This is a genomic window from Clavibacter michiganensis (assembly GCF_002151125.1).
Taxonomy (GTDB): Bacteria; Actinomycetota; Actinomycetes; order Actinomycetales; family Microbacteriaceae; genus Clavibacter; species Clavibacter michiganensis_C.
Map to the genome: position 1 here is coordinate 302,393 of NZ_MDJZ01000017.1, position 23,604 is coordinate 325,996.

26 protein-coding genes and 1 tRNA gene are annotated in these 23,604 nt (G+C 71.3%); 13 read left to right on the plus strand and 14 right to left on the minus strand.

All coding sequences use genetic code 11. The features are described 5' to 3' along the window. Positions 1-36: 36 nt before the first annotated feature. Positions 37-645 carry a TetR/AcrR family transcriptional regulator gene (locus BFL37_RS13395; RefSeq protein ID WP_172403821.1) on the minus strand — a complete coding sequence of 203 codons (609 nt, stop codon included), beginning with the start codon at positions 643-645 and terminating at the stop codon, positions 37-39. A 103-nt stretch (positions 646-748) separates the two neighbouring features. Between BFL37_RS13395 and BFL37_RS13400 the strand changes: the two genes are divergently transcribed. Next, the gene (locus tag BFL37_RS13400; RefSeq protein WP_086515587.1) at positions 749-1,252 is read left to right on the plus strand and encodes a DIP1984 family protein; all 504 of its coding nucleotides are present in this window, start codon (positions 749-751) and stop codon (positions 1,250-1,252) included. A gap of 222 nt (positions 1,253-1,474) precedes the next feature. Here the strand turns inward: BFL37_RS13400 and BFL37_RS13405 are convergent, their stop codons facing one another. From BFL37_RS13405 to ald, 3 genes are all read right to left on the minus strand, one after another. Then, complete coding sequence (locus tag BFL37_RS13405; protein ID WP_086515588.1) at positions 1,475-2,134, minus strand: DUF4190 domain-containing protein; 660 nt, start codon at positions 2,132-2,134, stop codon at positions 1,475-1,477. Between the two features lie 157 nt (positions 2,135-2,291). Then, entirely contained in the window at positions 2,292-3,011 is a 720-nt protein-coding gene (locus tag BFL37_RS13410) for a DUF4190 domain-containing protein (protein ID WP_086515589.1), read from the minus strand. A gap of 77 nt (positions 3,012-3,088) precedes the next feature. Continuing rightward, complete coding sequence (gene ald / locus BFL37_RS13415; protein WP_086515590.1) at positions 3,089-4,204, minus strand: alanine dehydrogenase; 1,116 nt, start codon at positions 4,202-4,204, stop codon at positions 3,089-3,091. Positions 4,205-4,370: 166 nt separating this feature from the next. Here ald and BFL37_RS13420 point away from each other — a divergent pair, with 166 nt between their 5' ends. Further along, complete coding sequence (locus BFL37_RS13420; protein WP_086515591.1) at positions 4,371-4,865, plus strand: Lrp/AsnC family transcriptional regulator; 495 nt, start codon at positions 4,371-4,373, stop codon at positions 4,863-4,865. Positions 4,866-4,877: 12 nt separating this feature from the next. Here the strand turns inward: BFL37_RS13420 and BFL37_RS13425 are convergent, their stop codons facing one another. After that, positions 4,878-5,291: a winged helix-turn-helix transcriptional regulator gene (locus BFL37_RS13425; RefSeq protein ID WP_086515592.1), complete on the minus strand. Its 414-nt coding sequence runs from the start codon at positions 5,289-5,291 to the stop codon at positions 4,878-4,880. Between the two features lie 80 nt (positions 5,292-5,371). Here BFL37_RS13425 and BFL37_RS13430 point away from each other — a divergent pair, with 80 nt between their 5' ends. Next, on the plus strand, positions 5,372-6,178 hold the full coding sequence (locus BFL37_RS13430; protein WP_086515593.1) for an NAD-dependent epimerase/dehydratase family protein: 807 nt from the start codon (positions 5,372-5,374) through the stop codon (positions 6,176-6,178). 77 nt (positions 6,179-6,255) lie between these two features. Continuing rightward, positions 6,256-7,032 (plus strand): SRPBCC domain-containing protein, encoded by a 777-nt coding sequence (locus BFL37_RS14895; protein WP_086515594.1) that lies wholly within the window; start codon positions 6,256-6,258, stop codon positions 7,030-7,032. A 15-nt stretch (positions 7,033-7,047) separates the two neighbouring features. Here BFL37_RS14895 and dcd read toward each other — a convergent pair whose 3' ends face one another. Continuing rightward, positions 7,048-7,653: a dCTP deaminase gene (gene dcd / locus BFL37_RS13440; RefSeq protein WP_043583745.1), complete on the minus strand. Its 606-nt coding sequence runs from the start codon at positions 7,651-7,653 to the stop codon at positions 7,048-7,050. A gap of 82 nt (positions 7,654-7,735) precedes the next feature. Here dcd and BFL37_RS13445 point away from each other — a divergent pair. Continuing rightward, positions 7,736-7,809: transfer RNA gene (locus BFL37_RS13445), tRNA-Gly, on the plus strand. Between the two features lie 61 nt (positions 7,810-7,870). On the opposite strand, the gene BFL37_RS13450 is transcribed toward BFL37_RS13445, so the two are convergent. Both BFL37_RS13450 and BFL37_RS13455 read right to left on the minus strand, forming a co-directional pair. Further along, positions 7,871-9,553, minus strand: a complete 1,683-nt coding sequence (locus BFL37_RS13450; RefSeq protein ID WP_086515595.1) for an ATP-dependent nuclease — start codon at positions 9,551-9,553, stop codon at positions 7,871-7,873. Positions 9,554-9,773: 220 nt separating this feature from the next. Continuing rightward, positions 9,774-10,553, minus strand: a complete 780-nt coding sequence (locus tag BFL37_RS13455; RefSeq protein WP_172403822.1) for a FadR/GntR family transcriptional regulator — start codon at positions 10,551-10,553, stop codon at positions 9,774-9,776. 149 nt (positions 10,554-10,702) lie between these two features. On the opposite strand from BFL37_RS13455, the gene BFL37_RS13460 reads away from it, so the two are divergent. The 3 genes from BFL37_RS13460 (at position 10,703) to BFL37_RS13470 (ending at position 13,142) form a co-directional block, all read left to right on the plus strand. Then, entirely contained in the window at positions 10,703-11,221 is a 519-nt protein-coding gene (locus BFL37_RS13460) for a gluconokinase (protein ID WP_086515597.1), read from the plus strand. Between the two features lie 78 nt (positions 11,222-11,299). Next, positions 11,300-12,700: a GntP family permease gene (locus BFL37_RS13465; protein ID WP_086515598.1), complete on the plus strand. Its 1,401-nt coding sequence runs from the start codon at positions 11,300-11,302 to the stop codon at positions 12,698-12,700. 175 nt (positions 12,701-12,875) lie between these two features. Continuing rightward, positions 12,876-13,142, plus strand: coding sequence for a hypothetical protein (locus BFL37_RS13470; RefSeq protein WP_143331610.1), 267 nt, complete (start codon positions 12,876-12,878; stop codon positions 13,140-13,142). 20 nt (positions 13,143-13,162) lie between these two features. Here BFL37_RS13470 and BFL37_RS13475 read toward each other — a convergent pair whose 3' ends face one another. Continuing rightward, positions 13,163-13,972 carry a DNA-formamidopyrimidine glycosylase family protein gene (locus BFL37_RS13475; protein WP_086515600.1) on the minus strand — a complete coding sequence of 270 codons (810 nt, stop codon included), beginning with the start codon at positions 13,970-13,972 and terminating at the stop codon, positions 13,163-13,165. Positions 13,973-14,012: 40 nt separating this feature from the next. Continuing rightward, on the minus strand, positions 14,013-15,038 hold the full coding sequence (locus tag BFL37_RS13480; protein ID WP_143331611.1) for a hypothetical protein: 1,026 nt from the start codon (positions 15,036-15,038) through the stop codon (positions 14,013-14,015). Between the two features lie 265 nt (positions 15,039-15,303). On the opposite strand from BFL37_RS13480, the gene BFL37_RS13485 reads away from it, so the two are divergent. Continuing rightward, positions 15,304-16,050, plus strand: a complete 747-nt coding sequence (locus BFL37_RS13485; protein WP_086515602.1) for an SDR family oxidoreductase — start codon at positions 15,304-15,306, stop codon at positions 16,048-16,050. 47 nt (positions 16,051-16,097) lie between these two features. Here BFL37_RS13485 and BFL37_RS13490 read toward each other — a convergent pair whose 3' ends face one another. Further along, on the minus strand, positions 16,098-17,126 hold the full coding sequence (locus BFL37_RS13490; RefSeq protein WP_086515603.1) for a LacI family DNA-binding transcriptional regulator: 1,029 nt from the start codon (positions 17,124-17,126) through the stop codon (positions 16,098-16,100). A gap of 129 nt (positions 17,127-17,255) precedes the next feature. Between BFL37_RS13490 and BFL37_RS13495 the strand changes: the two genes are divergently transcribed. Beyond that, entirely contained in the window at positions 17,256-18,287 is a 1,032-nt protein-coding gene (locus BFL37_RS13495; protein WP_086515604.1) for a Gfo/Idh/MocA family protein, read from the plus strand. A 133-nt stretch (positions 18,288-18,420) separates the two neighbouring features. After that, positions 18,421-18,972: an NAD(P)H-dependent oxidoreductase gene (locus tag BFL37_RS13500; RefSeq protein ID WP_086515605.1), complete on the plus strand. Its 552-nt coding sequence runs from the start codon at positions 18,421-18,423 to the stop codon at positions 18,970-18,972. A 91-nt stretch (positions 18,973-19,063) separates the two neighbouring features. Here BFL37_RS13500 and BFL37_RS13505 read toward each other — a convergent pair whose 3' ends face one another. The 3 genes from BFL37_RS13505 to BFL37_RS13515 form a co-directional block, all read right to left on the minus strand. After that, positions 19,064-20,239, minus strand: coding sequence for a zinc-dependent alcohol dehydrogenase (locus tag BFL37_RS13505; protein WP_086515606.1), 1,176 nt, complete (start codon positions 20,237-20,239; stop codon positions 19,064-19,066). A 377-nt stretch (positions 20,240-20,616) separates the two neighbouring features. After that, the gene (locus tag BFL37_RS13510; protein WP_086515738.1) at positions 20,617-20,943 is read right to left on the minus strand and encodes a hypothetical protein; all 327 of its coding nucleotides are present in this window, start codon (positions 20,941-20,943) and stop codon (positions 20,617-20,619) included. 136 nt (positions 20,944-21,079) lie between these two features. Next, on the minus strand, positions 21,080-21,403 hold the full coding sequence (locus tag BFL37_RS13515; RefSeq protein WP_086515607.1) for an ATP-dependent DNA ligase: 324 nt from the start codon (positions 21,401-21,403) through the stop codon (positions 21,080-21,082). A 339-nt stretch (positions 21,404-21,742) separates the two neighbouring features. On the opposite strand from BFL37_RS13515, the gene BFL37_RS13520 reads away from it, so the two are divergent. Both BFL37_RS13520 and BFL37_RS13525 read left to right on the plus strand, forming a co-directional pair. Continuing rightward, a complete protein-coding gene (locus BFL37_RS13520; RefSeq protein ID WP_086515608.1) occupies positions 21,743-22,627 on the plus strand; it encodes a manganese catalase family protein in 885 nt (294 codons plus the stop codon). A gap of 130 nt (positions 22,628-22,757) precedes the next feature. After that, positions 22,758-23,537: an MBL fold metallo-hydrolase gene (locus tag BFL37_RS13525; RefSeq protein WP_206601278.1), complete on the plus strand. Its 780-nt coding sequence runs from the start codon at positions 22,758-22,760 to the stop codon at positions 23,535-23,537. The last annotated feature ends 67 nt before the right edge of the window (positions 23,538-23,604 follow it).

Sequence of the window (23,604 nt, forward strand, 5' to 3'; positions counted from 1 at the left end):
CGCGGCGCCGCTCCCGGCCGCTCCCGGCCGCTCGCGTCAGCGGACGGCGCCGGGGAGCGCGAGCGCGCGGACGGCCCGGCGGATGGACTCGTCGGGCCGTTCGTCGTCCGAGCGCGTCGCCCACCAGAGCAGCGCGGTGTGGCTCGCGGAGGCGAGCGCCTCGGCGACGGCGGCCGCCTCGAGCGTGCCGCGGAGATCCGGCAGCGCCGTCGCCACGAACTCGGCGAGCGCGGGCGAGGCGGAGGTGATGCGCGTCGACGACCGGCTGTGCAGGTCCGGGTGCGCGTCGATGATCCGCAGCCGCACGCGCGTCATCCCCACGTCGAGGAAGCGCGGGCCGAGCGCGCCGACGAAGGCGTCGGCGTACGCCTCCCCCAGCGGCCGGTCGCCGGGGCCCTCGGCGAGGAGCCGCTCGAGCTCCGCGCCGACGACGTCCGCCCCCGCCCAGACCAGGTCGGCCTTGCTCGGGAAGTACCGGAAGAGGCTGCGGCGGCCGACGCCCGCGGCCTCGGCGATGTCGGCCATGCTCACGGCGTCGTAGCCGCGCTCGGCGAACAGGCCGATGGCGACGCGGGCGAGGTCCTGCGCGTCGATCGCCGCGGGTCGACCGGGGGTCGCGCGCTCGGGCGGCGGGGTCGACGGCATGACCGGAATGCTATGCCCGGGGCGCCCGCCCGAGAGCCGCGGACGAGCCGCGAGCGCGCCGCCCGCGCTGGCGAGGCGCCCGGCCGCGTGGCACGGTGGAGGCATGAGACTCGCCGAGGCGCTGATGGAACGGTCCGACCTGCAGAGGCGCATCGAGTCGCTGCGGGGCAGGATCCAGGCGACCGCCCGATACCAGGAGGGCGAGGATCCCGCGGAGGACGCGGCGGCGCTCCTCGCCGAGGCGGGCGACGAGATCGACCGGCTCGCGGCGCTCGTGACGCGGATCAACCTCACCAACACGGCCGCCCGCCTCGACGACGGCACGCCCCTCACCGCGGCGCTCGCCCGGCGGGACGCGCTGCGGACGCGGCACGGGATCCTCACCGCGGCCGCCGACGCCGCCTCCGGTCGAGCAGGCGCGAGCGCCGCCGGCTACGCCCCGCGGCAGATGCGGAGCGAGCTGCGGCAGATCGCAGCGCTGCCCATCCGCGAGGTGCGCGACCGGGCCGACGACACGGCTCGGGAGCTGCGGGAGCTCGACGCCAGGATCCAGCGCGCGAACTGGGAGGTGGAGCTCGTCGGGGAGGCCGACGGGACGACGGAGTAGGGGCGAGTCGGTAGTCGTCCGGAGCGGGCACACCCCGGCGGATCAGCGGGCAACCTGATCCCCTGTGGCGCGGAGGGCAGCGCACCCGGCGAGAGCCGAGCACACGTCAGCCCCGCACCTCGCACCGGGAACGGTGCACGGGTACAGCTCACCACCACGTGCCGGTCGGACGACGAGGGAGGGTTCGGGGACCTCGCCCCCCCCTGCGTCGGGCCGCCGGCGTCATCCCGCGCTGTGCCGGTAGTCGAGCATGTCGAACGCCGTCACGTGGCAGGACGCCGCCTCGCCCCGTCCCGATGCGGTGTCCTCCGCCAGGATCCGGTCCGCCACCCGTAGCCGGCAGGAGACGGTGCCGCCCGCCTCGCCGAGCACGGCGGTGACGCTGAAGTAGTCGCCGGCGGAGTAGGCGGCGTCGGTGAGGTAGACGTCGTGCTCCTGGGTGAGGGGGAGGTCATCCGCCGGCTCGTCGCGGTACTCCCCGTTCAGCCCGCCCAGCCAGATCGTGCGCACCTGCGGCGCGCTGCCGGTCAGCTCGACGGTGAGCGTGACCGGGTAGACGACCTCGGGGGTGCCGGGCGTGGTCGGCACCGGACTCGACGCGCCCTCCGGGGGCGACGGCGGGTACGTGTCGAGCACCAGGCCGACCAGCGTCGTGATCGCGATCACCCACGCCGTCAGCGCGACGACGTTGAGCGCGAGCCCCGTGATCGCGAGGGGACGGGAGTTCCGTCGGCGCTTGCGGGTGAGCGCGAGGATCCCGAACACCGCCCCCAGCACGGCGAGGAGCCCGGTGACGAGATCCAGCACCGGCACGAGCGCGCCGACCAGCGCGAGGACCGCGAGCACCACGGCGGTCCACGCGGCCTCGTTCCGTCCGCGCACGGGGGCGGCGGGCGGAGACGGCGATGCCGCGGCATCCGGTGGGGGCGTCGCGGGCCCGTACGGGGTCTCCGGGTCGGCTGGCCCGTACGGGGTCGGCTCCGTCACGCCGTGGCCATCACGTCCGGCGGACGGGTGCCGCTCATGCGCGTCGCCCGTCTCAGCCGACGGCCGCGCGGACCTCGGCGGCCGTCACGACGCAGGCGGCGCGCGCGGCCGATCCCGAGGACGTCTGCTCGGTGAGCACGTTCCCGCCCACGAGGACCCGGCAGGTCACGTCGCCCTCCTCGGCGCCGCCCGTGCCGACGAGGATCAGGCGCTCGTCGTCGAACCCGCTGCCCTCCGGCAGCACGACCTCGCGCGTGAACGGCAGCGGCTGGGCGTCGGCCTCCTCGGCGCCGAACGCCTCGCCGACCAGGCTGGTCCACGCGGCGCTCACGGCGGGCACGGTGCCGGTGAGCTCGTAGGAGACGGTCACGTCGCCTGTGGCGGATCCGTCGTCCGGCGTCTCGACGCCCTGCGGCTCGGGCAGGGGCACCGGGCTCGTCGAGGAGCGCGAGTCCTCGACGGCGTCGCCGATGACCGCGGCGAGGCCCACCGTGTAGACGATCGCGAGCACGATCGAGAGGATCAGCGCGATCACGCTCACGACGAGGCCGCCGAGCGCCATGCCCTTGGGCCGGTCCCGGAGGACGAGGCCGATGATCCCGAGCACGATGCCGACGATCGCGAGGAAGCCCGAGACGTAGTTGAGGAGCGGGATGACCGCGCCGATGAGCGACAGCACGCCGACGATGAGCGCCGCGAGCCCGACGCCGTTGGACGTCTTCCGCTCGCGGGGTGCGCTGGTGTCGGGCTCGGGGGCGTAGCTGAAGGTCATGCATCGACCCTGCCAGGGATCCGGGCGGATCCGGCCGCCGCGGGGTCACGATCCCGCGACGGCCGCCGCCCGAGGCGTCAGGCCAGGACGTCGGCGACCGGCGTGAGCGGCATCTCGAGCGCGGCGGCGACGTGCGGGTTCGTCACGTGCCCGTCGTGCACGTTCAAGCCGAGCGCGAGCGCGGGATCCTCCGCGAGGGCCCGCTTCCACCCCTTCTCGGCGAGCGCGATCACGTACGGCAGCGTCGCGTTCGTCAGCGCGCGCGTCGAGGTCTCCGGCACCGCGCCCGGCATGTTCGCGACGCAGTAGTAGACGCTGTCGTGCACGTCGAAGGTCGGGTCGTCGTGCGTGGTCGGGCGGGATCCCTCGAAGCAGCCGCCCTGGTCGATGGCGATGTCGACGAGCACGGAGCCCTTCTTCATCGTCGCGACCATCTGGTCGGTCACGAGCTTCGGGGCCTGCGCGCCGGGGATGAGGACCGAGCCGATCACGAGGTCGGCGTCCTTCAGCTGCGCCGCGATCTCGTAGGCGGAGGACACGCGCGTCTGCACCTGCCCGCCGAAGCGGATCTCGAGCTCGCGGAGCCGGGGGATGGAGAGGTCGATGATCGTGACGTCGGCGCCCATGCCGAGCGCGTTCGCCGCCGCGTGCTCGCCCGCGACGCCGCCGCCGATCACGACCACGCGCGCCTTCGGGGTGCCGGGGACGCCGCCGAGGAGGATCCCGCGCCCGCCGGCCGCGCGCATCAGGTGGTACGCGCCGACCTGCGTGGAGAGCCGGCCGGCGACCTCGCTCATCGGCTGGAGGAGCGGCAGCTGGCGGTTCGGGAGCTGCACGGTCTCGTACGCGATGGCCGTGGTGCCGGAGGCGACGAGCGCGTCCGTGCAGGGCCGGGACGCCGCGAGATGCAGGTAGGTGAAGAGGGTCTGGCCGGCGCGCATGCGCGGGTACTCCTCGGCGATGGGCTCCTTGACCTTGAGCAGCAGATCCGCGGCGCCCCACACCTCGTCGGCCGTGGCGACGATGGTCGCGCCCGCCTCGACGTAGTCGGCGTCGGTGATGCTCGACCCGAGTCCCGCGCCCTCCTGCACGAGCACCTCGTGACCGCGGCGCACGAGCTCGTGCACGCCCGCGGGCGTGGCGGCGACCCGGTTCTCGTTGTTCTTGATCTCGGTGGGGATCCCGACCTTCATGCGCGTGCTCCGTCTCGTCTCCCCGCGAGGTGCGGCCGGCGGCAGCGATGCAGGAGGGCGAGACTCATGGTGGCCATCGTGCGTTTCGAACGCGTGAACTCCGTAGGATCGTCGGCACGGATCGCCTCGCCTGCGCGATCCTTCGCCCCGATAGCGAGGATGACCGATGCCGACGAAGGAAATGCGGGCGCCCGAGCCGCTCGACCAGGTGGATCGCACGCTCGTCGCCCTCCTCCGGGCCGACGCGCGCACCCCGAACAGCCGCCTCGCCGAGCAGGCGGGCATCGCGCCGTCGACGTGCGTGACCCGGGTGCGCGGCCTCGTGGAGCGCGGCGTGATCACCGGCTTCACCGCCACCATCGACGCCGACGCGGTGGGCGTGGGCCTGCAGGCGCTCATCAGCATCGCGATCCGCGCGGGCGCCCGCCACGAGATGGCCGCGTTCGCGTCCGAGATGCGTGAGCTCGCCGACGTGGTGCAGCTCTTCTTCCTCGGCGGATCCGAGGACTTCATCGTCCACATCGCCGTCCGCGACAGCGACCACCTCCGCGACTTCGTCCTCCAGCACCTCTCGGCGCACCCGGCCGTGGCGTCGACCCGCACGAGCGTGGTGTTCGACCACCACTACTCGGGGCCGGCGGTGGGGGATCCGGCGGACTAGCGTGCTGGACGCTCAGCGGATCGCGTGCCCCGGGTGCTCCGCGTCGTAGCGCTCCCGCGACTCCGCGATGCCCGCGCGCTCCGCGAGCGCCCAGTCGGCGAGGGCCTTCACGAGGTGCGTGAGCCGGCTGCCCGACGGCGTGAGCGCGTACGAGACCTGCGCGGGCACCGTCGGGAAGACCGTGCGGATCACGAGGCCGTCGCGTTCGAGGCGGCGGAGGGTGAGCGTCAGCATGCGCTGCGAGATCCCGTCGATTGCGCGCTGCAACTCGCGGAACCGACGCTCGCCCGACGCCAGCTCGACGACGACGAGCACCGACCAGGTGTCGCCGACGCGGTCGAGCACGTCGCGGATCCCGCAGTCGGGGTGATCCTCTCGGCCGCAGGGTTCGAGGTCGGCGGTCACCGTGGTGTGCGTGAGTGACACGGAAGTGCCTCCTTGTGAGGGGTCGGGGGTCGCAGCACGCTCGGTGACGTCACCGAATCCGAACCACGAGAGGTGGATCCATGATCCTCGTCACCGGCGCCACGGGCCAGCTCGGCTCCGCCATCCTCCAGCACCTCCGCGCGACCGGGGCTGACGCGATCGGCAGCAGCCGCTCCGGCGCCGCCGGGATGCGTCGGATCGACCTCGACGATCCCGCGACCGTCTCCTTCGTCGGCGTCGACACCCTGGTGCTCGTCTCGGCGGGCGAGGCCGAGGACGACGTCGTCACCGCCCGGCACGACGCGGCGATCAGCGCCGCCGAGCGTGACGGCGTCGGCCACGTCGTCTACACGAGCGTGGCGGCGGGCGGGGATCACCTCGCCTTCGCGCTGGCGCACCGCTGGACGGAGCGGCGCCTCGCACGAAGCAGCGTGCCGTCGACCGTGCTGCGGAACGGCCTGTACGCGGAGCTGCTCGGGGCGCTGCTGACCTGGCGCGGATCCCGGCTGGAGTCGGCCTTCGGGGACGGCGCCCTCGCGGCCGTCGCGCGTGGCGATCTCGCGGAGGCGGCGGCTGTCGTCGCCCGCGATCCGCAGGCGCACGCCGGTCGGTCGTACGACCTCGTCGGTCCGGCCATCACGGCCTGCGCGGTCGCCGACCGGGTCGGTGCGCCACTGGATCGGATCGACCTCGCGGCACGACGGGCGTCCTACGAGGGCGCCGGGCTCAAGCCGTTCCAGCCGGCGATGCTGATGTCGATCCACACGGCCGTCCGGCACGGCTTCCTGGCGGAGTCGAGCGGCGACCTCGCGATGCTGCTCGGCCGGGCGCCCTCGGACGCCGTGCAGGTGGCGGCCGATGCCGCCTCGGCCGCGCGGCCGGCATAGGGACGTGGATCCCACCGAATGCGCCGACGGCGGGCTACCCGCTGGACGGCCTGCCCGCATCCCGTGACACTGAGCGCATGCCGCTCGTCGCCGTCTCCCCCCATCCGGACAGCGCGTGGATCGCCTGGTCGTTCGCGCACTCGCTCGAGAGGGTGTGGGCGGCTCTCACGGAGCGGGAGGCGATCGCCCGGTGGCTCGGCGAGGTCGTCGAGTGGGACATCCGGCCCGGTGGGACGCTCGTCGTCGACCACGGCGAGGGCGCCCGATCCCGCAGCGCGGTGCTCGAGGCCGACCCGCCGCGTCGGCTGACGATGACGTGGGACTTCCCGGACGAACCGGCATCCCACGTGGCGATCACGCTGCGCGCTTCCGAGGACCGCGCGGTGCTCGAGCTCGTCCACTCCGGGCTCGCGGAGCTAGCGGAGTCGTACCGCATCGGCTGGATCACGCACCTCACCTACCTGGAGGCGGCGATGGCCGGCGTGCCGCTGCCGGCGTCGCAGTTCTGGTCGCTGCACGAGACGCTGACGCGCGGACTCGGCGGAGGATCAGCCGCGCCCGACCGACCCGAGACCGTATGCATCTGCGGCTCCATGCGCTTCCCGGCCGAGATGCGGGATGCCGCGCACGATCTGGCCCTCGCGGGCGTGATTGTCGTCGCGCCGGCGGATGCGGGCGGCCCGGTCGACGAAGAGCAGAAGGCGGTGCTCGACGCCCTGCACCTCCGGAAGATCGACCTGGCGGATCGAGTGCTGGTCGTGAACCCGGGCGGGTACGTCGGGGAGTCGACGCGCAGGGAGATCGCCTACGCCCGAGCGGCGGGCAAGCCGGTCTCCTTCACCGACCCGACCTGAGCCGCAGCGATCGGGCTACTCCCCCGACTGCCCCGCGTCGGTGACCGTCACGTCGGTGTGCACGAAGTTGAGGTGCGAGCGTGAAGCGGTCGGGCCGCGCTGGCCCTGGTAGCGGGAGGCGTACTCGCCGGATCCGTAGGGCTTCTCGGCGGGCGACGACAGGCGGAAGAAGCAGAGCTGGCCGATCTTCATCCCGGGCCAGAGCTTGATGGGCAGCGTCGCGACGTTCGACAGCTCGAGCGTGACGTGGCCGGAGAACCCGGGGTCGATGAAGCCGGCGGTGGAGTGCGTGAGGAGGCCGAGGCGGCCGAGCGAGCTCTTGCCCTCGAGGCGCGCGGCGACGTCGTCGGGCAGCGTGACCAGCTCGAAGGTGGATCCGAGGACGAACTCGCCCGGGTGCAGGATGAACGGCTCTCCCGGCTTCGACTCGATGAGGCGCGTGAGCTCGGGCTGGTCCTCGGCGGGGTCGATGTAGGGGTACTTGTGGTTGTCGAACAGCCGGAAGAAGCGGTCGATGCGCACGTCGATGCTCGCGGGCTGCAGCATCCCGGGGTCGTACGGATCGAGGGCCACTCGTCCGGCGTCGAGCTCGGCGGTGATGTCACGGTCGGAGAGGAGCACGGCAGGAGCCTACCGGGGGCTGGGTGGCGCCCGGCCGGACTCTTGCTAGGCTGTGGTCTCGACCCGGCTTCTGGCCGGTCGCGCGAGTGTAGTTCAATGGTAGAACTTCAGCTTCCCAAGCTGATAGCGCGGGTTCGATTCCCGTCACTCGCTCCACACGAGAGTTTCTCTGTATCACAGCTGGTGCCCGCATAACCAGGTCGACTTGCCACTAGCGCTACCGCGTAAGCGCAGACAACATCTTGCGGAGTGCTTTCAGTGTCGACGGCAGCCCTCGGGCATCAACACCATCTACAGCACCCACTAATGCTCGTTGCTGCTTAATGGCTTTCTTGTTTGTGACAAGGAGGTCGTATTCTGTCGGGCTACCTCCGAGACCGATGGCAGCACACAGTGCCACTCGTGTGCTCAAGCTTCCCACAATATCCATTTCTATAGACCGCTTAAAGCAAACAAAATCGACCGCCTCCAGCATTCGTGCCGCCTCCTGATGATCGGCATAAAGCGCGTCGAGGAGTCGTAATTGATCGACTGGTTCTGGAAACAGGGTGGCGGCCAAGGAGTCTGATTTAAGTTCCTTTCTGTACACGGCATAACCCTTTGCATCGCGACTCTGATCCAGCTTGTCGTTGACATAAGGCAAAAAATAGTCCTTGTCTACAACGTAGGTGGACCCGATGCCAAGTGCTTGCAGTAGATGATACATATAGGGAATGTTTGGAACGCCATCAAGCGGCATCACCGACACATTCGCGTCATCAAGCGGCCTTGCCGCTTGCGCCAAAATTGTTTGTATGACCAAGGCATCGATTGGACTTTCAGTAACGAGAACATGATCCGCGAAGAAAAACTCCGAGTTGCGTCGCTTGTGAAATTTGTAGTAGTTGTCGCGATCCAATCCATTCGCGACGAAAAAGTCCGAGGCTAACTGGGCAACTTCCGTTTCAACAGCCCTTGTAGCGGACGCAAATCGACGGCATAGAACCACTTCCTCGTGGTCCAGAGCGTCAATCATAGTTGCCGAGTGTGTCGTAAAGACAACTTGTAGACCCGTACCTCGAAGGTGCTTAATCAGTTGCGACTGGGCTTGCGGGTGCAGATTTTGCTCTGGCTCCTCGAATCCTAGTACGTAGGCGACTTGACTTATTCGCGCTAAATAAGAGTAGAGAGAAAAGACAGCCATGCTTTGCGTGCCGCTGCCCGAATCTTCCAGATCGACGACTCGGTTGCCCTCTTTTACCTGTAGCGCAAGATTACGGAGTAGTAGTGAATAATCCGGGGCAATAGCGTATTTCAGCGCGTACTCGAATTCACCGGTAAGGGGAGTCGCTCGACGTAGCTCCGCTAGCAGCGGATCCAGCGACTGTTGCTTTACACGCTCACTGAGGGCTTTCACCTTTGGCGTAATATGATCTCGCTGGCGAGTTGCAGTAACGGACGCATCGATCACGTTTGCCATCAGCGTCCCGGGCCCCCAACCCGCTACAGCATGATCGCGCCTAACCGGAACAAATACATACGAGATATGCCGTGCTAGTTTCGAATGTAGATCTTCTTCCGCAGGCTGCCAGGTATTGCCGTTCATGACGCTCCATTGAGGCGTTTTTCTAAACCGAAGCTTTGCGCGAACGTTGCCTTGACTATCTCGTGGCAACTTTAGCGAGGACGGCACATCACTCATGGTCACATCTATAGTTGCGAACGAGGAGGGCTGAAACGAGTGCTGACCACTTTCAAATGCTGAACGCTCCTGGTCAAAATTGAAGAATGCATTGAGCGCCCGAAGTATTGAACTCTTTCCGGCGCTATTCTGACCAACGAGAGCCACAGCATCCCGTATGTCGATTTCAGCCGCACGAATCGATCGGAAGTTATTGATGACGAGAGAATGGAGCCTCATATCGCCAATCTAGCTGATCAAGCTGCCGGCGGGCGTCAACGCATGCGGACTCGCATCAGACCCGAATTGGGGACTAGCTATTTTAAGTCAGAAGTATTAACGACTGCGCCTCCTGCACCAAGCGTAGATACTGCAGGTGCGGGTGCCGCTTACGTCACTCGGCAGCACTTATTGCGCAACCTGGCCGGCGACGCAAAGTCTGCTGTGGCGCCCCCCCTGACTAACCCACTGCGCTGCTCACCTCCGCCAGCAGCGACGCCATGCCCGCCTCCGCCGTCGCCGCATCGCCGTCGCGAATCGCATGCGCCACCTGCTCATGGGTGTCGAGCGCATGCGGACGCGGCGTCCGCGGCATCAGCCCCTGGTGCGTGCGACCGCTGAGGACCTCCGTGATCACCTCGCGGAGGGCGCAGAACATGTCGTTGCCGCAGGCCTCGAGGATCAGGTGGTGGAACTCGATGTCGGCGGCGAGGAAGTCGACGAGGGCGCCGGCCTCGCCGAGGCGACGGAGATCCACCGCGAGCTCGGCGATACGCGTGCGCTGAGCAGCGGTCGCATTGCGCGCAGCCAGTGACGCCGCGACCGGCTCGACCGCGCGGCGCAGCTGGGTGAGGGAGCGGAACTGGTCCGAGCGGCCGGGGCCGGTGAGGCGCCAGCGGATGATGCGCGGGTCGTAGACGTTCCAACGATCAGGGCCCTGCACCACGAGGCCCACGCGGCGCTTCGGCACGATCAGCGCCATCGCCTCGAGCACGCGCACGCAGTCGCGCACCACCGTGCGGGAGACGCCGAAGCGCTGCTGGAGGTCCTCGATGGTGAGGCGGCTGCCCTCGGCGAGCGCGCCGTCGACGATGTCGCGGCCGAGCGCATCGATGATCCGGGTGGCCATCACCTCGGCGGCGGGAACCGGAGCGGCAGGAGTCGCGGCGGCGGGACCCGAAGCGGAGGAGACCGCGGCGGCGTTCGCCGATGCCGGGGTGGGCGCTGACTGCGTCGTCATGGTCCTCTCCGGGTGCGCGTCGGCCAGGTGGTCGATCGGTCAACCATAGGTCGGGCGGGGGCGCGGCCGAACACCTCACCCAGGAAAGGTGTTACCTTTCTCGGCACGGCGACCCGTCGCCGTCCGCATCGACCGACAAGGGAGTCCGCATGCCCGCACGTCCGCGCCACATCGTGGTGATGGGGATCTCCGGATCCGGCAAGACCACGATCGCCACCGCCCTCACCGAGCGGCTCGGCTGGACCTTCGCCGAGGCGGACGAGTTCCACCCCGAGGCCAACATTGAGAAGATGACGGCCGGCACCCCGCTCACCGACGACGATCGCTGGCCCTGGCTCCGCGCCATGCGCGACTGGATGACCAGCGAAGCCGAGGCCGGCCGCAGCACCGTCGTCACCTGCTCGGCGCTGAAGCGCTCCTACCGCGACCTGCTCGGCGAGGCCCAGGGCGAGGTGCACCTCGTGCAGCTCACCGGCGACACCGAGCTGATCCTCGAGCGGATGAAGACCCGCAGCGGCCACTTCATGCCGGCCTCGCTGCTGCCGTCGCAGATCAGCACGCTCGAGCCCCTCGCGGACGACGAGCACGGGCTGCTCGTCGAGAACACGGGCACGCCCGCCGAGGTCACCGAGCGCATCGTCCGCGAGCTCGGGCTCGACGCCCGCTAGACCGCGCCCGCCCGCACCGCTCCCCCGCATCCCACCCGCACCACCACCGCACACCGCACGTTCGTCAACGGAGAGAACATGACCATCGAAGACTGGACGCAGACCCTCACCGCGGGTCCGCTCCTCCTGATCGCCGCGGGCGCCATCGCCGTCCTGCTGTTCCTGATCATCGCGCTGCGCGTCCACGCGTTCGTCGCCCTGATCCTCGTGAGCCTCGCCACCGCGTTCGCCACCGGGATCCCGACCTCGCAGATCGTCACCGTGCTCGTCGGCAGCTTCGGCTCCACCCTCGGCACGGTCGCGCTGCTCGTCGGCCTCGGAGCGATGCTCGGCCGCCTGGTCGAGACCAGCGGCGGCGCGAAGACGCTGGCCGACACCCTGATCCGCATCTTCGGCGAGAAGCGCGCCCCCTTCGCGCTCGGCGTCGCGTCGCTGCTCTTCGGGTTCCCGATCTTCTTCGACGCCGGGCTCGTCGTGATGCTGCCCATCGTGTTCTCGGTGGCCCGTCGCCTCGGCGGCGGCGTGCTCCGCTACGGCCTCCCCGCGGCCGGCGCCTTCTCGGTCATGCACATCTTCGTGCCGCCGCACCCCGGCCCCGTCGCCGCATCCGAGTTCTTCGGTGCGAACGTCGGCATCGTGATCATCGTGGGCCTCATCGCCGCGATCCCCACCTGGTACGTCACCGCGTACCTCTTCGGTCTCTGGGTCGGCAAGAAGTACGTGCTGCCGATCCCCTCGATCCTCGGCCAGGCCGACGAGCACGCCGAGTCGAACCCGCCGAAGTTCGGCACCGTGCTCGCCGTGCTGCTGCTCCCGCTGATCCTGATCTTCCTGAACACCGGCCTCAACGCCGCCTCGACCGGCGGGATCCTCCCCGAGGGCACGAGCGACGAGGCCTGGTACCAGGTGCTCCGCACCATCGGCGAGACGCCCGTCGCCCTGCTCATCTCGCTGCTGTTCGCGGCGTTCATGCTCGGCCGTCGCCGCGGGATCGACAAGTCCGCGCTCGAGAAGACGCTCGAGTCGGCGCTCGGCCCGGTCGCGTCCGTCATCCTGATCACCGGCGCCGGCGGCATGTTCGGCGGCGTCCTCCGCACCAGCGGCATCGGCGACGCCCTCGCCGACGTGCTCGGCGACCTCGGCATCCCGATCATCCTGGCCGGCTTCCTCATCGCGGCGATCCTCCGCATCGCGCAGGGATCCGCGACCGTCGCCCTCACCACCGCCGCGGGCCTCATCTCCCCGGCGATCCTCGCGGGCGACTACAACACCTTCCAGGTGGCGGCGCTCGTCGTGGCGGTGGCCGGCGGATCCGTGGTCGCGAGCCACGTGAACGACTCCGGCTTCTGGCTCGTCGGCCGCTTCTTCGAGATGGACGTGAAGACGACCCTCAAGACCTGGACCGTGATGGAGACCACCATCGGCCTGATGGGCTTCGCGATCGCGGCGGCGGTGTTCGGGGTGGCGTCGGTCGTCTGACCCGGTGGAGCGGGCGGCGGTCCCCTACTACCGTGGGGAGCGCTGAGCAGCACGATCATCCGACTCCGATCCGAGAGGGCCCCAGGGAGATGAAGCGCGAGGAGAAGGCCGCGGCGCGCGCCGTCGGTGCCGGCGAGCTCGTCGACGCGATGCGGATCACCAGGTGGTGCGGGTCGTGAACCGCTGGCTCCGGGCCCTCGCGCCGCTCCTCCTGACACTCCTCGCGATCGTGACCTTCCTCACGATCGATCGCATCCTCGGGATGCTCCTCATCGTGGTCGCCCTGGCCGTCGCGTTCCTCTCCGGCCGGGCCGTGCTCGGGCGGGTACCGACGCGACCCGAGGGCGACATCGACGCGCAGGAGGTGCGCGCCTACCGCGAGAGCCACCCCGGCACCTCCATCGGAGACGCGGCGACCGCGGTGGGCCGGGACCGCAGCTGACGTCGCGCGGGGCGCAGCATTCAGGCGGCCCGCGCCTCCGGCTGGCACCGCGGGCACCACCACGCCCGCCGCGCTCGCTCGCTCGTGCTCCCGGGATCGTCGACGCCGATCACCGTCGTCCCGCAGCGCAGGCACGGCCGGCCCGCGCGGCCGACGACCCAGTGCGTGCGGCCGCGGCGGGGGTCGCCCGTCGTGATCTGGTACGCCGCCGGCACCGTCGCCGAGCGCCGGAGGGAGCGGGCGGCGAGGTCGACCAGCGACGGGAGATCCACGTCGCGGACCCGCGTCGCCGGGTGCACGCCGCGCAGGAAGCCGATCTCGTTGACCCAGAGGTTGCCGAGGCCCGCCATCGGGCGCTGGTCGAGGAGCGCGGCGCGGATCGTGTCGTCGGGGCGGGCGGCGAGGCGGGACACGGCGAGCGCCGGATCCCAGTCGTCGCGCAGTGGATCCGGCCCGAGGTGGCCGATGGCCGCGCGCTCGTCGCGGGTGGGGATCAGCTCGACCACCGGCAGGTCGATGCCCCAGAGGGTGCGCCCGTCATCGAGGCGGAGGCGCACGCGCACCTGGTGCTGGATTCGCTGCGGCACGCGCTTGCCCGCGGCCGTGACCGTCCACGAGCCCTGCATGCGCAGGTGCGTGTGCAGAGTGGTGGCGTCGTCGAGCCGCATGAGCAGGTGCTTGCCGTGCGTGTCGAACCCGGTGATCCGCCGCCCGCCGAGCCGCGCGCCCGCCCGCGCGCCGGACCGGAGCTCCCCGTCGGAGATGAGGGCGCCGCCGACCTGCGCGCGGAGCCGTGCCGCGAGGACGAAGACGGAGTCACCCTCGGGCATGGGTCGACGGTAGTCCCGGGGGGCGGTGAGCGGACAGCGGCTACCGCGGGGCCGTCTCCGATGCGCTGACCGGATGCGGCGAGAGCGCGAGCTCGCGGGTCGCATCCGCAAATCGCCGTAGACCGCGTTGCGACCGGACGATGTAGGGCGTCATGGCGAGCAGGAACACGCCCAGGGCGACGAATACGAGGAGGAACCAGCCCTCGAAGAGCCCGCGGAAGATGCTCGGTACGACGATCCCGATGAAGACGAGCCCGCTCTGCGCCATGAGGAACGGTTGCGAGACGCGCGTCACGGCCGCCACCCGCGCGGCCCGCCACTCGAGATCCGGCGCGAGCGGGCCGCCCTTGCCGAAGACGCGGCGGTTGATCGCCTTGCGGTCCGGGATGCCGAGGTCGCGAGTGATGGGCGCCGCGGCGAGCTGCGCCGGGAAGGCGACGACGAGGGAGGTGAAGCCGGCAGCGAGGAACGAGAGCTGCACGATGAACGCCCACGTCTCGTCGAAGCCCTCACCGGTCGTGAGGGCGAGGACGCCGGCGAACATGGTCGTCACGACGAGCCCGATCACGAACGCGAGGAGGACCGCCCGCCACTTCCTGCGGATCACCTCCGGGCTCCACCCGAGATCCGGCGAGGCGGCGTTTCCGGGTCCTGTCGTGGCCCTGTCGTGCTCCCTCCGGTACGAGGCGAGGCGCGCACGGTGGCCGAGGATCCCTCCCGCAGCCGCCATTCCGACGAGACCGAGCAGGAACCCGACGACGATGAGCACGGGAGTCCCCGCGATGTGCGCCGCGACCGCGTGGAGCACAGCCATCGCCGCCGCCACGCCCCCGAAGATGAGCAGCCGGATCGGGCGCGCAGTCGAAGCGGCCTGCGCACGCAGCGGGCTCTGGACGACGAGGAGCCCGACTCCAGCCGCCAGCCCCACGGCGATCGTGCCGGCCATCATCTGCACGACGAGGACGACGATCGGGGGATCCTCCGGCACGTCCACGAATGTCAGGAACATGCCGACGAAGAGGAGCACGAAGGTGCCGAGGCCCAGCAGGGCCAGCACAGTGATCAACAGCGCCGTGCCTCGCCTGGGCGCGTTCGAGCCGGATGATGCCTGGTCGGTGCCATGTCCGCTCATCCCTCGAACGTATCGGCCCGGCATCGCCCGCCCGGCCGCCGGGTGGCCCCCGTTCGAGCCGGACGCCCCTCCCCACATGAACTCCCGCTGGATCCTCCCCGCTCCCCCGCGCGCCCGCTGCCGCCGCCCGCGCGACGGGCCACACTCGATCCACGAACCCGAACCCGACAGCCGCGCGCCACCGCGGCGAAGGAGCCCCATGAAGATCACCGGCCGCACCGTCCTCATCACCGGCAGCACCTCGGGCATCGGCCGCGGGCTGGCCGAGCGGTTCCACGCCGCGGGCAACCGCGTCGTGATCGCGGGCCGCCGCCTCGAGCTGCTCGAGGAGATCACCGCGCAGCACGACGGCATGGCCTCCGTCGTGCTCGACGTGGCCGACCCCGCCTCCATCACGGCCGCGCGCGACCAGCTCGCCGCCAGCCACCCCGACCTCGACGTGGTGATCACCACGGCCGGCATCATGCAGCCCGAGGACCTCCAGGATCCCGCGCACCAGGCTACGGCCGAGTCGATCATCACGACGAACCTCCTCGGCACGATCCGCACCATCGACGCGTTCCTTCCCGGCCTCCTCGCGAGCGACGAGGCGACCCTGATGACCGTGTCCTCCGGCCTCGCGTTCGTGCCGCTGCCGGCCACCCCCACCTACTCCGCCTCGAAGGCGGCTGTGCACTCCTACACGCAGAGCCTCCGCGCGCAGCTCGCCGACACGTCCGTCGAGGTGGTCGAGCTGGTGCCGCCCAAGGTGCAGACCGCGCTCATGCCCGGCCAGCAGGACGCGGGCGACGCCATGCCGCTCGAGGACTTCCTCGACGAGGTCATGGGGATCCTCCAGGCCCGCCCCGAGGACGAGGAGGTCCTCGTGCAGGACGTGCACGGCCTCCGCTTCGCCGAGCGCGACAGCCGCCACGACGAGATGCTCGCGCTCCTCAGCGGGCGCTAGCGGCGCCGGCGGCCGGCGGCCGGCCGCCGGCCGCAGCCTGCGGCGCGTCAGCTGCTCTGCCGCACCACCAGCGTGGTCGGCATGAGGGTCAGCGGATCCACCGCCTCCCCGTCCACCAGCCGCACCAGCACCTCGGCCATCTTCCGCCCGAACTCCTGGTTGGGCTGGCGCACGGTGGTGAGCGGCGGCACGGCGGACTTCGCGAAGTAGTCGTCGTCGAAGCCCACGACCGCCACGTCCTCGGGCACGCGCAGCCCGTGCTCGCGCAGCTCCGCGTACACGCCCGCGGCCATCTGGTCGCTCGCCGCGAAGACCCCGTCGACGGGCTCGCCGCGCGCGAGGAGCGTGCGCATCGCGTCGGCGCCCGACGCGGGCGAGAAGTCGCCGTACGCGACGAGCGTCGGATCCAGCCCCGCCCCGGTCATCGCCTCCCGGAACCCGCGCAGCCGGTCGATCCCCGCCGGCATGTCCTGCCGGCCCGCCACCGACGCGATGCGCGTCCGCCCGCGCGCGATGAGGTGCTCGGTCGCGAGCCTGGCGGCGCCGACGTTGTCGACGTCGACCGTGGGCGCATCGCGGTCGTCGTCCCGCAGCGGCCGACCGGCGAACACCACCGGGAGCCGGTCCCGCAGGCCGCTGAACGTGGCGTCGCCCGAGTGGTGCGAGACCACGAGCACCCCGTCGACGTTTCCGCCCAGCAGGAACCGCCGGGTCTTCTCGGCCTGCGCGGGCGAGGAGATGAGGAGCGTGAGCGTGTACTCGGTGGCGGCCAGGTGCGTCATCGCGCCCTGGATCAGCGCCGAGAAGAACGGATCCGCGAACACCCGGGCCGTCTGCTCCGGCATCACGAGGGCCAGCGCGTTCGTGCGACGCCCGGCGAGCGAGCGCGCCGCGCGGTTCGGCACGTAGTTGAGCTGCGCGATCGCCGCGTTGACGGCGGCGACGACGTCGGGCGCGACCCGGTCGGATCCGTTCACCACCCGCGAGACCGTGGCCCGGCTGACCCCGGCGAGCGCGCCGACCATCTCGAGGGTGGGCGAGTGCTGCTCGGGGTTGGCGGCCACGGTCCCCCTCATGTCGGTGCTCGTCGGATCAGGCGCGGCGTGGATCAGGACGAGTGTACGGGCGGGCCCCCGCCCCGCTCCCGCTCCCGCCGTGATCCCCCGCATCGGCCGCGACCCGGGGGCGCGGCATAGGCTCGCGGCATGTCGACGACGATGCCGCCCTCGCCCGTGTCCACCACCGCAGTCGAAGGCGACGCGCCCGATGACGCCCGCCCCGTGCGCTTCGGCGTGATCGGCGCCGCCGGCATCGCGACCTCGGTCGTCCCCGACATGCTCCTCGTCCCCGGCGTCGAGGTCGTCGCCGTGCACTCCCGCACCCGCGCGAGCTCCGAGCAGCTGGCGTCGGCGTGCGGCATCGCCCGGATCCACGACACCCTCGAGGCGCTCCTCGCCGATCCCGCGGTGGACGCCGTCTACGTCGCCACCCCGCACACGCTCCACCGCGCGCAGGCCGAGGCCGCCCTCCGCGCCGGCAAGCACGTCGTCTGCGAGAAGCCCGCCACCACCACGGCCGCGGACACCCGCGCGCTCGTCGAGCTCGCCCGCGCGGAGGGCCTGCTGTTCCTCGAGGCGCTCTGGATGGCGTTCTCCCCCGGCTACCTCGCCGTCCGCCAGGCCATCGCGGACGGCCGCATCGGGGATCCGCGCGCGATCTCCGTGGCCTTCGGCTTCGTGACCGAGGAGGGGAAGGGCCGCCTCTGGGACCCGGAGGTCGGCGGCGGCACGCTCCTCGACATGGGCGTCTACCCGCTCGCCTTCGCGCACGGCCTGTTCGGCGCGCCCTCGTCGGTCGCCGCGGTCGGCACGGTGATCGCCGGCGGCGTCGACACCGAGGTCGCGATCCTGCTCGGCTGGCCCGACGGCCGCCAGGCGACGCTCGCCTGCTCGCTCGTCGCCGCCCTGCCCACGGGCGCGACCGTCAGCGGCACGGCCGGCCGCATCGAGGTGGATCCGCTCTTCCTCGCCTCGCGCGGGCTCACGGTCGTGCCCGCCGACGGGGATCCCGAGCGGCAGGAGCACGAGATCGAGGGCCGCGGCTACGCGCCCATGTTCCGGGCGGCGCGCGACGCCGTCCGCGCGGGCTCCGTCGAGTGCGCGGAGATGCCGCACGCGGCGTCGGTGGACCTCGCCGAGCTGATGGACGGGATCCTCGCGGAGATCGGCGCGCGCTGACCGGACCCCGCACCGGCACCCTCCGAGGAGACGTCCGAGGTCGCCGTCTAGGGTCGCCCGGGAGGCACGCGCCTCCGCCCTGCGGCACGTCGACGGAGACAACCCGACCGGAACGACCCCGAAGGAGAACACCATGACGCACGTCCTCGTGCTCGTCGGCAGCCTGCGCGCCGGCTCCACCAACCAGCAGATCGCCGAGGCGGCGCTGCGCCACGCCCCCGACGGCGTGACCCTCGACATCCACGCCGGCCTCGACCGGCTCCCGTTCTACAACGAGGACGTCGACATCGAGGGATCCGTGCCCGCCGACGCCGTGGCCTTCCGCGACGCGATCGCCGCCGCCGACGCGCTCCTCGTGATCACGCCCGAGTACAACGGCACGATGCCCGCGGTGCTGAAGAACGCGATCGACTGGGCGTCGCGCCCGTTCGGCGCGTCCGCCCTGGCGGGCAAGCCCGCCGCGGTCATCGGCAGCGCATTCGGCCAGTACGGCGGCGTGTGGGCGCAGGACGAGGCCCGCAAGTCGCTCGGCATCGCCGGCGCGCGCGTGCTCGAGGACGTCAAGATGGCCGTCCCCGAGTCGGTCGTCCGCTTCGCCGAGCGCCACCCGGCGGACGACGCCGAGGTCGTGAAGCAGCTCCGCGAGGTGCTCGACGCCGTGCGGTCCTCGGCGACCGCCGCCTGAGCCCACCACGCCGACCGGGGCGCCGCACGCCCCACACATGACGACGGCCGCGCCCCTGAGGGGACGCGGCCGTCGTCATGCGCCTGAGAGGCTACGGCTTCAGCACCACCTTGATGCAGCCGTCCTCCTTCTTCTGGAAGATCTCGTACATGTGCGCGGCCTCGCTGAGCGGCACGGAGTGCGTGACGAGGTCCATGACGCCGAGCGGGTCGGACGGGTCCTCGACGAGGGGCAGCAGGTCCTCGATCCAGTACTGGACGTTGCACTGGCCCATGCGGATCGCGATCTGCTTGTCGAAGAGCGACTTCATGGGCAGCGGGTCGGCCTCGCCGCCGTAGACGCCCGAGATGGAGACGGTGCCGCCGCGGCGGACCGCGTCGAACGCCGTGTGCAGGGCCGCGAGTCGGTCGACGCTCGCGGTGTCCATGACCTTCTGGGCGACGGCGTCGGGCAGGAGCCCGGCGGCCTTCTGCGCGAACGAGGCGACGGGGCTGCCGTGCGCCTCCATGCCGACGGCCTCGACCACGGCGTCGGGCCCGCGGCCGTCGACCATCTCGCGCAGCTTGTCGGCCACGTCGTCGGTGAGGTCGAGGGTCTCGATGCCGTGGCGCTCGGCCATGGCGCGGCGCTCGAGGACGGGATCCACCGCGATGACGCGGTAGCCCAGGTGCTTGCCGATGCGGGCCGCGAACTGGCCGACCGGGCCGAGGCCCATGATGCCGAGCGTGCCGCCGTCGGGCACGTTGGCGTACTGCACGCCCTGCCAGGCGGTGGGGAGGATGTCGCTGAGGAAGAGGTAGCGCTCGTCGGGGAGCTCGGAGTTCACGACGATCGCGTTCACGTCGGCGAGCGGCATGCGGAGGCGCTCCGCCTGGCCGCCGGGGATGGATCCGTACATCTCGCTGAAGCCGTACAGCGCGGCGCCGCTGCCCTGCGCCTTGACCTGCGTGGTCTCGCACTGCGTGAAGAGGCCGCGGTCGCACATGAAGCAGTCGTGGCAGGCGATGACGAAGGGGACGACGACGCGGTCGCCGACCTTGAGCTTCGTGACGGCGCTGCCGACCTGCTCGACGACGCCCATGTTCTCGTGGCCGAGCACGTCGTCCTTCTCGAGGAACGGGCCGAAGACCTCGTAGAGGTGGAGGTCGGATCCGCAGATGGCGGTCGAGGTGATGCGGATGACCGCGTCGGTGTCCTGCTCGATGACGGGGTCGGCGACCTCCTTGACCTCGACGTCGTGGGTGCCCTGCCAGGTGAGTGCCTTCATGGTGCTCCTTCTGCTCTCGGGCGCGGATCCTCGTGGGACCCACGCTCGTCCACACAACGCCCTCCGGGGCTGTCCGCCAAGCGAACGCCAGAAGTCGCCCAGGGAGCGCGGACCCCCGGGCGCGCCGGATCGGGACGCGGCCGGCACGGCGAGCGGGCGCTCAGACGATCCGCCCCGGGGAGTCGGTCGTCCACGACACGACCGATCCGGGGCGGATCTGGAGGGCCGATGACGACGGTCCGGACTGCATAGGAGGACTCTCGACAACCCTCAAGCGCCCGAGCCCGCGACGGCCTCGTGCGGCCAGTGTGCTCCGCGGGTGGGGAAATCGACAGGGGTCCGTCATGTCTCCCGGCGGATCCCCGGGATCGGGCGGCTCAGACGTCCCAGCCGTGGGCGCGCTGCACGTCGCGGAGGGCCGCGGCGGCGTCGTGCTCGCCGTAGGGCAGGCGATCCCAGTGGATGCCGGTCGCGGAGATCCAGCCGAGCTCGGTGAGCGCGACGGCGAGGTCCTCGATGTAGAGGGCCACCGCGTCGTCGGTGCCGCAGATGGCGTCGCCCGTGATGGACCAGCCGAAGTAGCCGGCCACGAAGCGGGCCTGCTCGGTCGGGCTGCGGTCGGGACCCTCGCGGCGCATCGGGATGGACTCGCTGGCGGAGGACTGGACCAGATCACCCCCGTCGTCGGTGCCGGTGTCCTGCATCGCGTCCCCCATCCGAGATCACGCGTCCAGCGCGACCTGCGCTCCCACGATGACAGCCGCGCGAGCACGGCCCCAATGGGACCCGGGGGGTTGACACGCGCGTCCGCCCGCGCCTAGGCGGGGGATGGGGTCGCGCTCAGCGCGCGTCGTCGCGCAGCTCGTCCTCCGGGGGCTCGCGCATGATGAGCAGGCCGCCGGGGCTGTTCGCCGTGGTCATGAGCGCGTCCACCCACTTGCGGTTGATGGGCGGCACGCGGCTGCCGTGGTACTTGAACACCAGCGGCAGCGAGTTGTGCATCCAGATGGTGGTGCGCCCGTCGCCCACCTCGACGTCGTCGCGCCAGGAGAAGTAGAAGTTCTCCCCGCGGCGCAGCTTCGCGCCGATGACGAGCTGCAGGTGCGCCAGCAGGCGGTCGTCGAACTCCGCCGTCAGCGTCGAGTCGTACTTGAACGTGCCCATGATCGATCCCGTGTCCCCCTCATGAGCTCTCGGGCCCCGCGCCGACGGAGAGGGGGCCAGAGAGCGGCGCTGAGCTTCGGCCGTGCCCACCCACTATGCCAGCGTCGCCGACGATTTCCGGCTCGTCCGGCAGAGGGACGCGCATGTGGTAGTGGACGGAGGCTGGGGAGGGGCCCGGTCGGGCGGCCGCGCGCGGTTCGGGCCCGACGACCGACGCGCCCGGCCCGACGCGCTCCGCGTCTGTCAAGGGGGTAGGCGCTCCGCCCCGGTGCGGCGGACGGTCGGTGGAGAGCCGCGATCGAGCCGACCGCGCCGCCGACGACGAGGAGAGACCCCTCCATGTTCTTCCACAAGCAGGAGCTGCAGCACAGCGCCACCCCCGACAAGCCCGACCCCATCTACGCCCGCCACCTCCAGGAGGTGCTCGGCGGCCAGTACGGCGAGATCTCCGTGGCCATGCAGTACGGCTTCCAGTCCTGGAACTCGAAGCTCCCCGGCAAGTACCGCGACATGCTCTACGGCATCGGCGCGGAGGAGTTCGGCCACGTCGAGATGCTCGCCATCATGATCGCCAAGCTGCTCGAGACGGCACCCGTCGAGGCGACCGAGGACGCCATGAAGGACCCGACGCTCGCGGCGGTCATCGGCGGCGGCGACATCCAGCACGCCATCGTCGCCGGCGCCGGCGCGCGCCCGGTCGACAGCAACGGGAACCCGTGGCAGGGCTCCTTCATCACCGCGAGCGGCAACCTGCTCGCCGACTTCCACGCCAACGCGAACGCCGAGATGCAGGGCCGGATCCAGGTGGCCCGGCTGTACCACATGACCGACGACAAGGGCGTGAAGGACCTCCTCTCCTTCCTCCTCGCACGCGACACCATGCACCAGAACCAGTGGCTCGCCGCCATCGCCGAGCTGCAGGCGGAGGGCACGGAGCAGCTGCCCGTCCCGGGTGACTTCCCCGTCGAGCTCGAGGAACGCGACGTCTCGTACCAGTACCTCAACTTCTCCGACGGCCCCGCCGCCGCCGAGGGCACCTGGGCGTCCGGCCCCGCGCCGGACGGCAAGGGCACGTTCACGTACCACGACGGCCCGACCACCTCGGTGCCGATGCCCGCGCCGCCCCTCGGCAACCCGCTGCTGCACGGCACGATCCCGCCCAAGGACCCGGGCATGCTGAAGAAGGCCGCGAGCGCCGTGAAGGACGCCGTCACGCCCGAGTGATCCGAGACGCACGACCGGGCGGTCGACCCCACGCGGGTCGGCCGCCCGCCCGCGTCCGTGGCGAGGACGCTGCGACGCGGATCCGCCGCACGCGTGCACCCCGCGCGGGCGCCCCGACCGAGAGGACCGCATGATCCGCACCGGCACGCCGCCCCGACCCTCGTCCCCCGTGCTCACCCGCGACGTGGCGCCGGGCGTGCACCTGCTCGCCCACGCGCACGTGAACCTGTACCTGCTGGAGGGCGAGGACGGCGTCACCCTCGTCGACACCGCGTTCCCCGCCACGTGGCCGCACCTGCTGCGCGCGCTCGGCGCCATCGGCCGCACGCCCGACGACGTGCGCGCGATCGTGCTGACGCACGGGCACTTCGACCACGTGGGATCCGCCGCGCGCGCCGCCCGCGAGCTCGGCGTGCCGGTGCACGTGCACCCGGGCGACGCGGCGATCGCCCGCCACCCCTACTCCTACCGCCGCGAGCGCACGCCCTTCGTCTACCCGCTGCGGTTCGGCCGGGCGATCCCCGTGGTCGCCGCGATGGCGGCCGCCGGCGCCCTGCGCGTCGAGGGAGTGGAGGCCACCGCGGACATCGCCGCCGGGCCGCTCGACGTGCCCGGCCGGCCGATCGCGATCCCCACCCCGGGCCACACCGACGGCCACGTCGCGCTGCACCTCCCCGACCGCGACGCGCTCATCACGGGCGACGCGCTCGTGACGCTGGATCCCTACACGGGCCGCACCGGCTGCCGCATCGTCGCGGGCGCCGCCACCGCGGACAGCGGCCGGGCGCTCCGCTCGCTCCGGTCCCTCGAGGAGACCGACGCGCGCATCGTCCTGCCGGGTCACGGCGCGCCCTGGACCAACGGGATCCGCGCCGCCGTCGCCGCGGCCCGCGCCGTGGGCCCGTCGTGACCGGCCTGCGCAGCGGCTGTGCGGATCCGGCCGGCCCGGTCGCCGGGCGCGGACGGTCGTAGGGTCG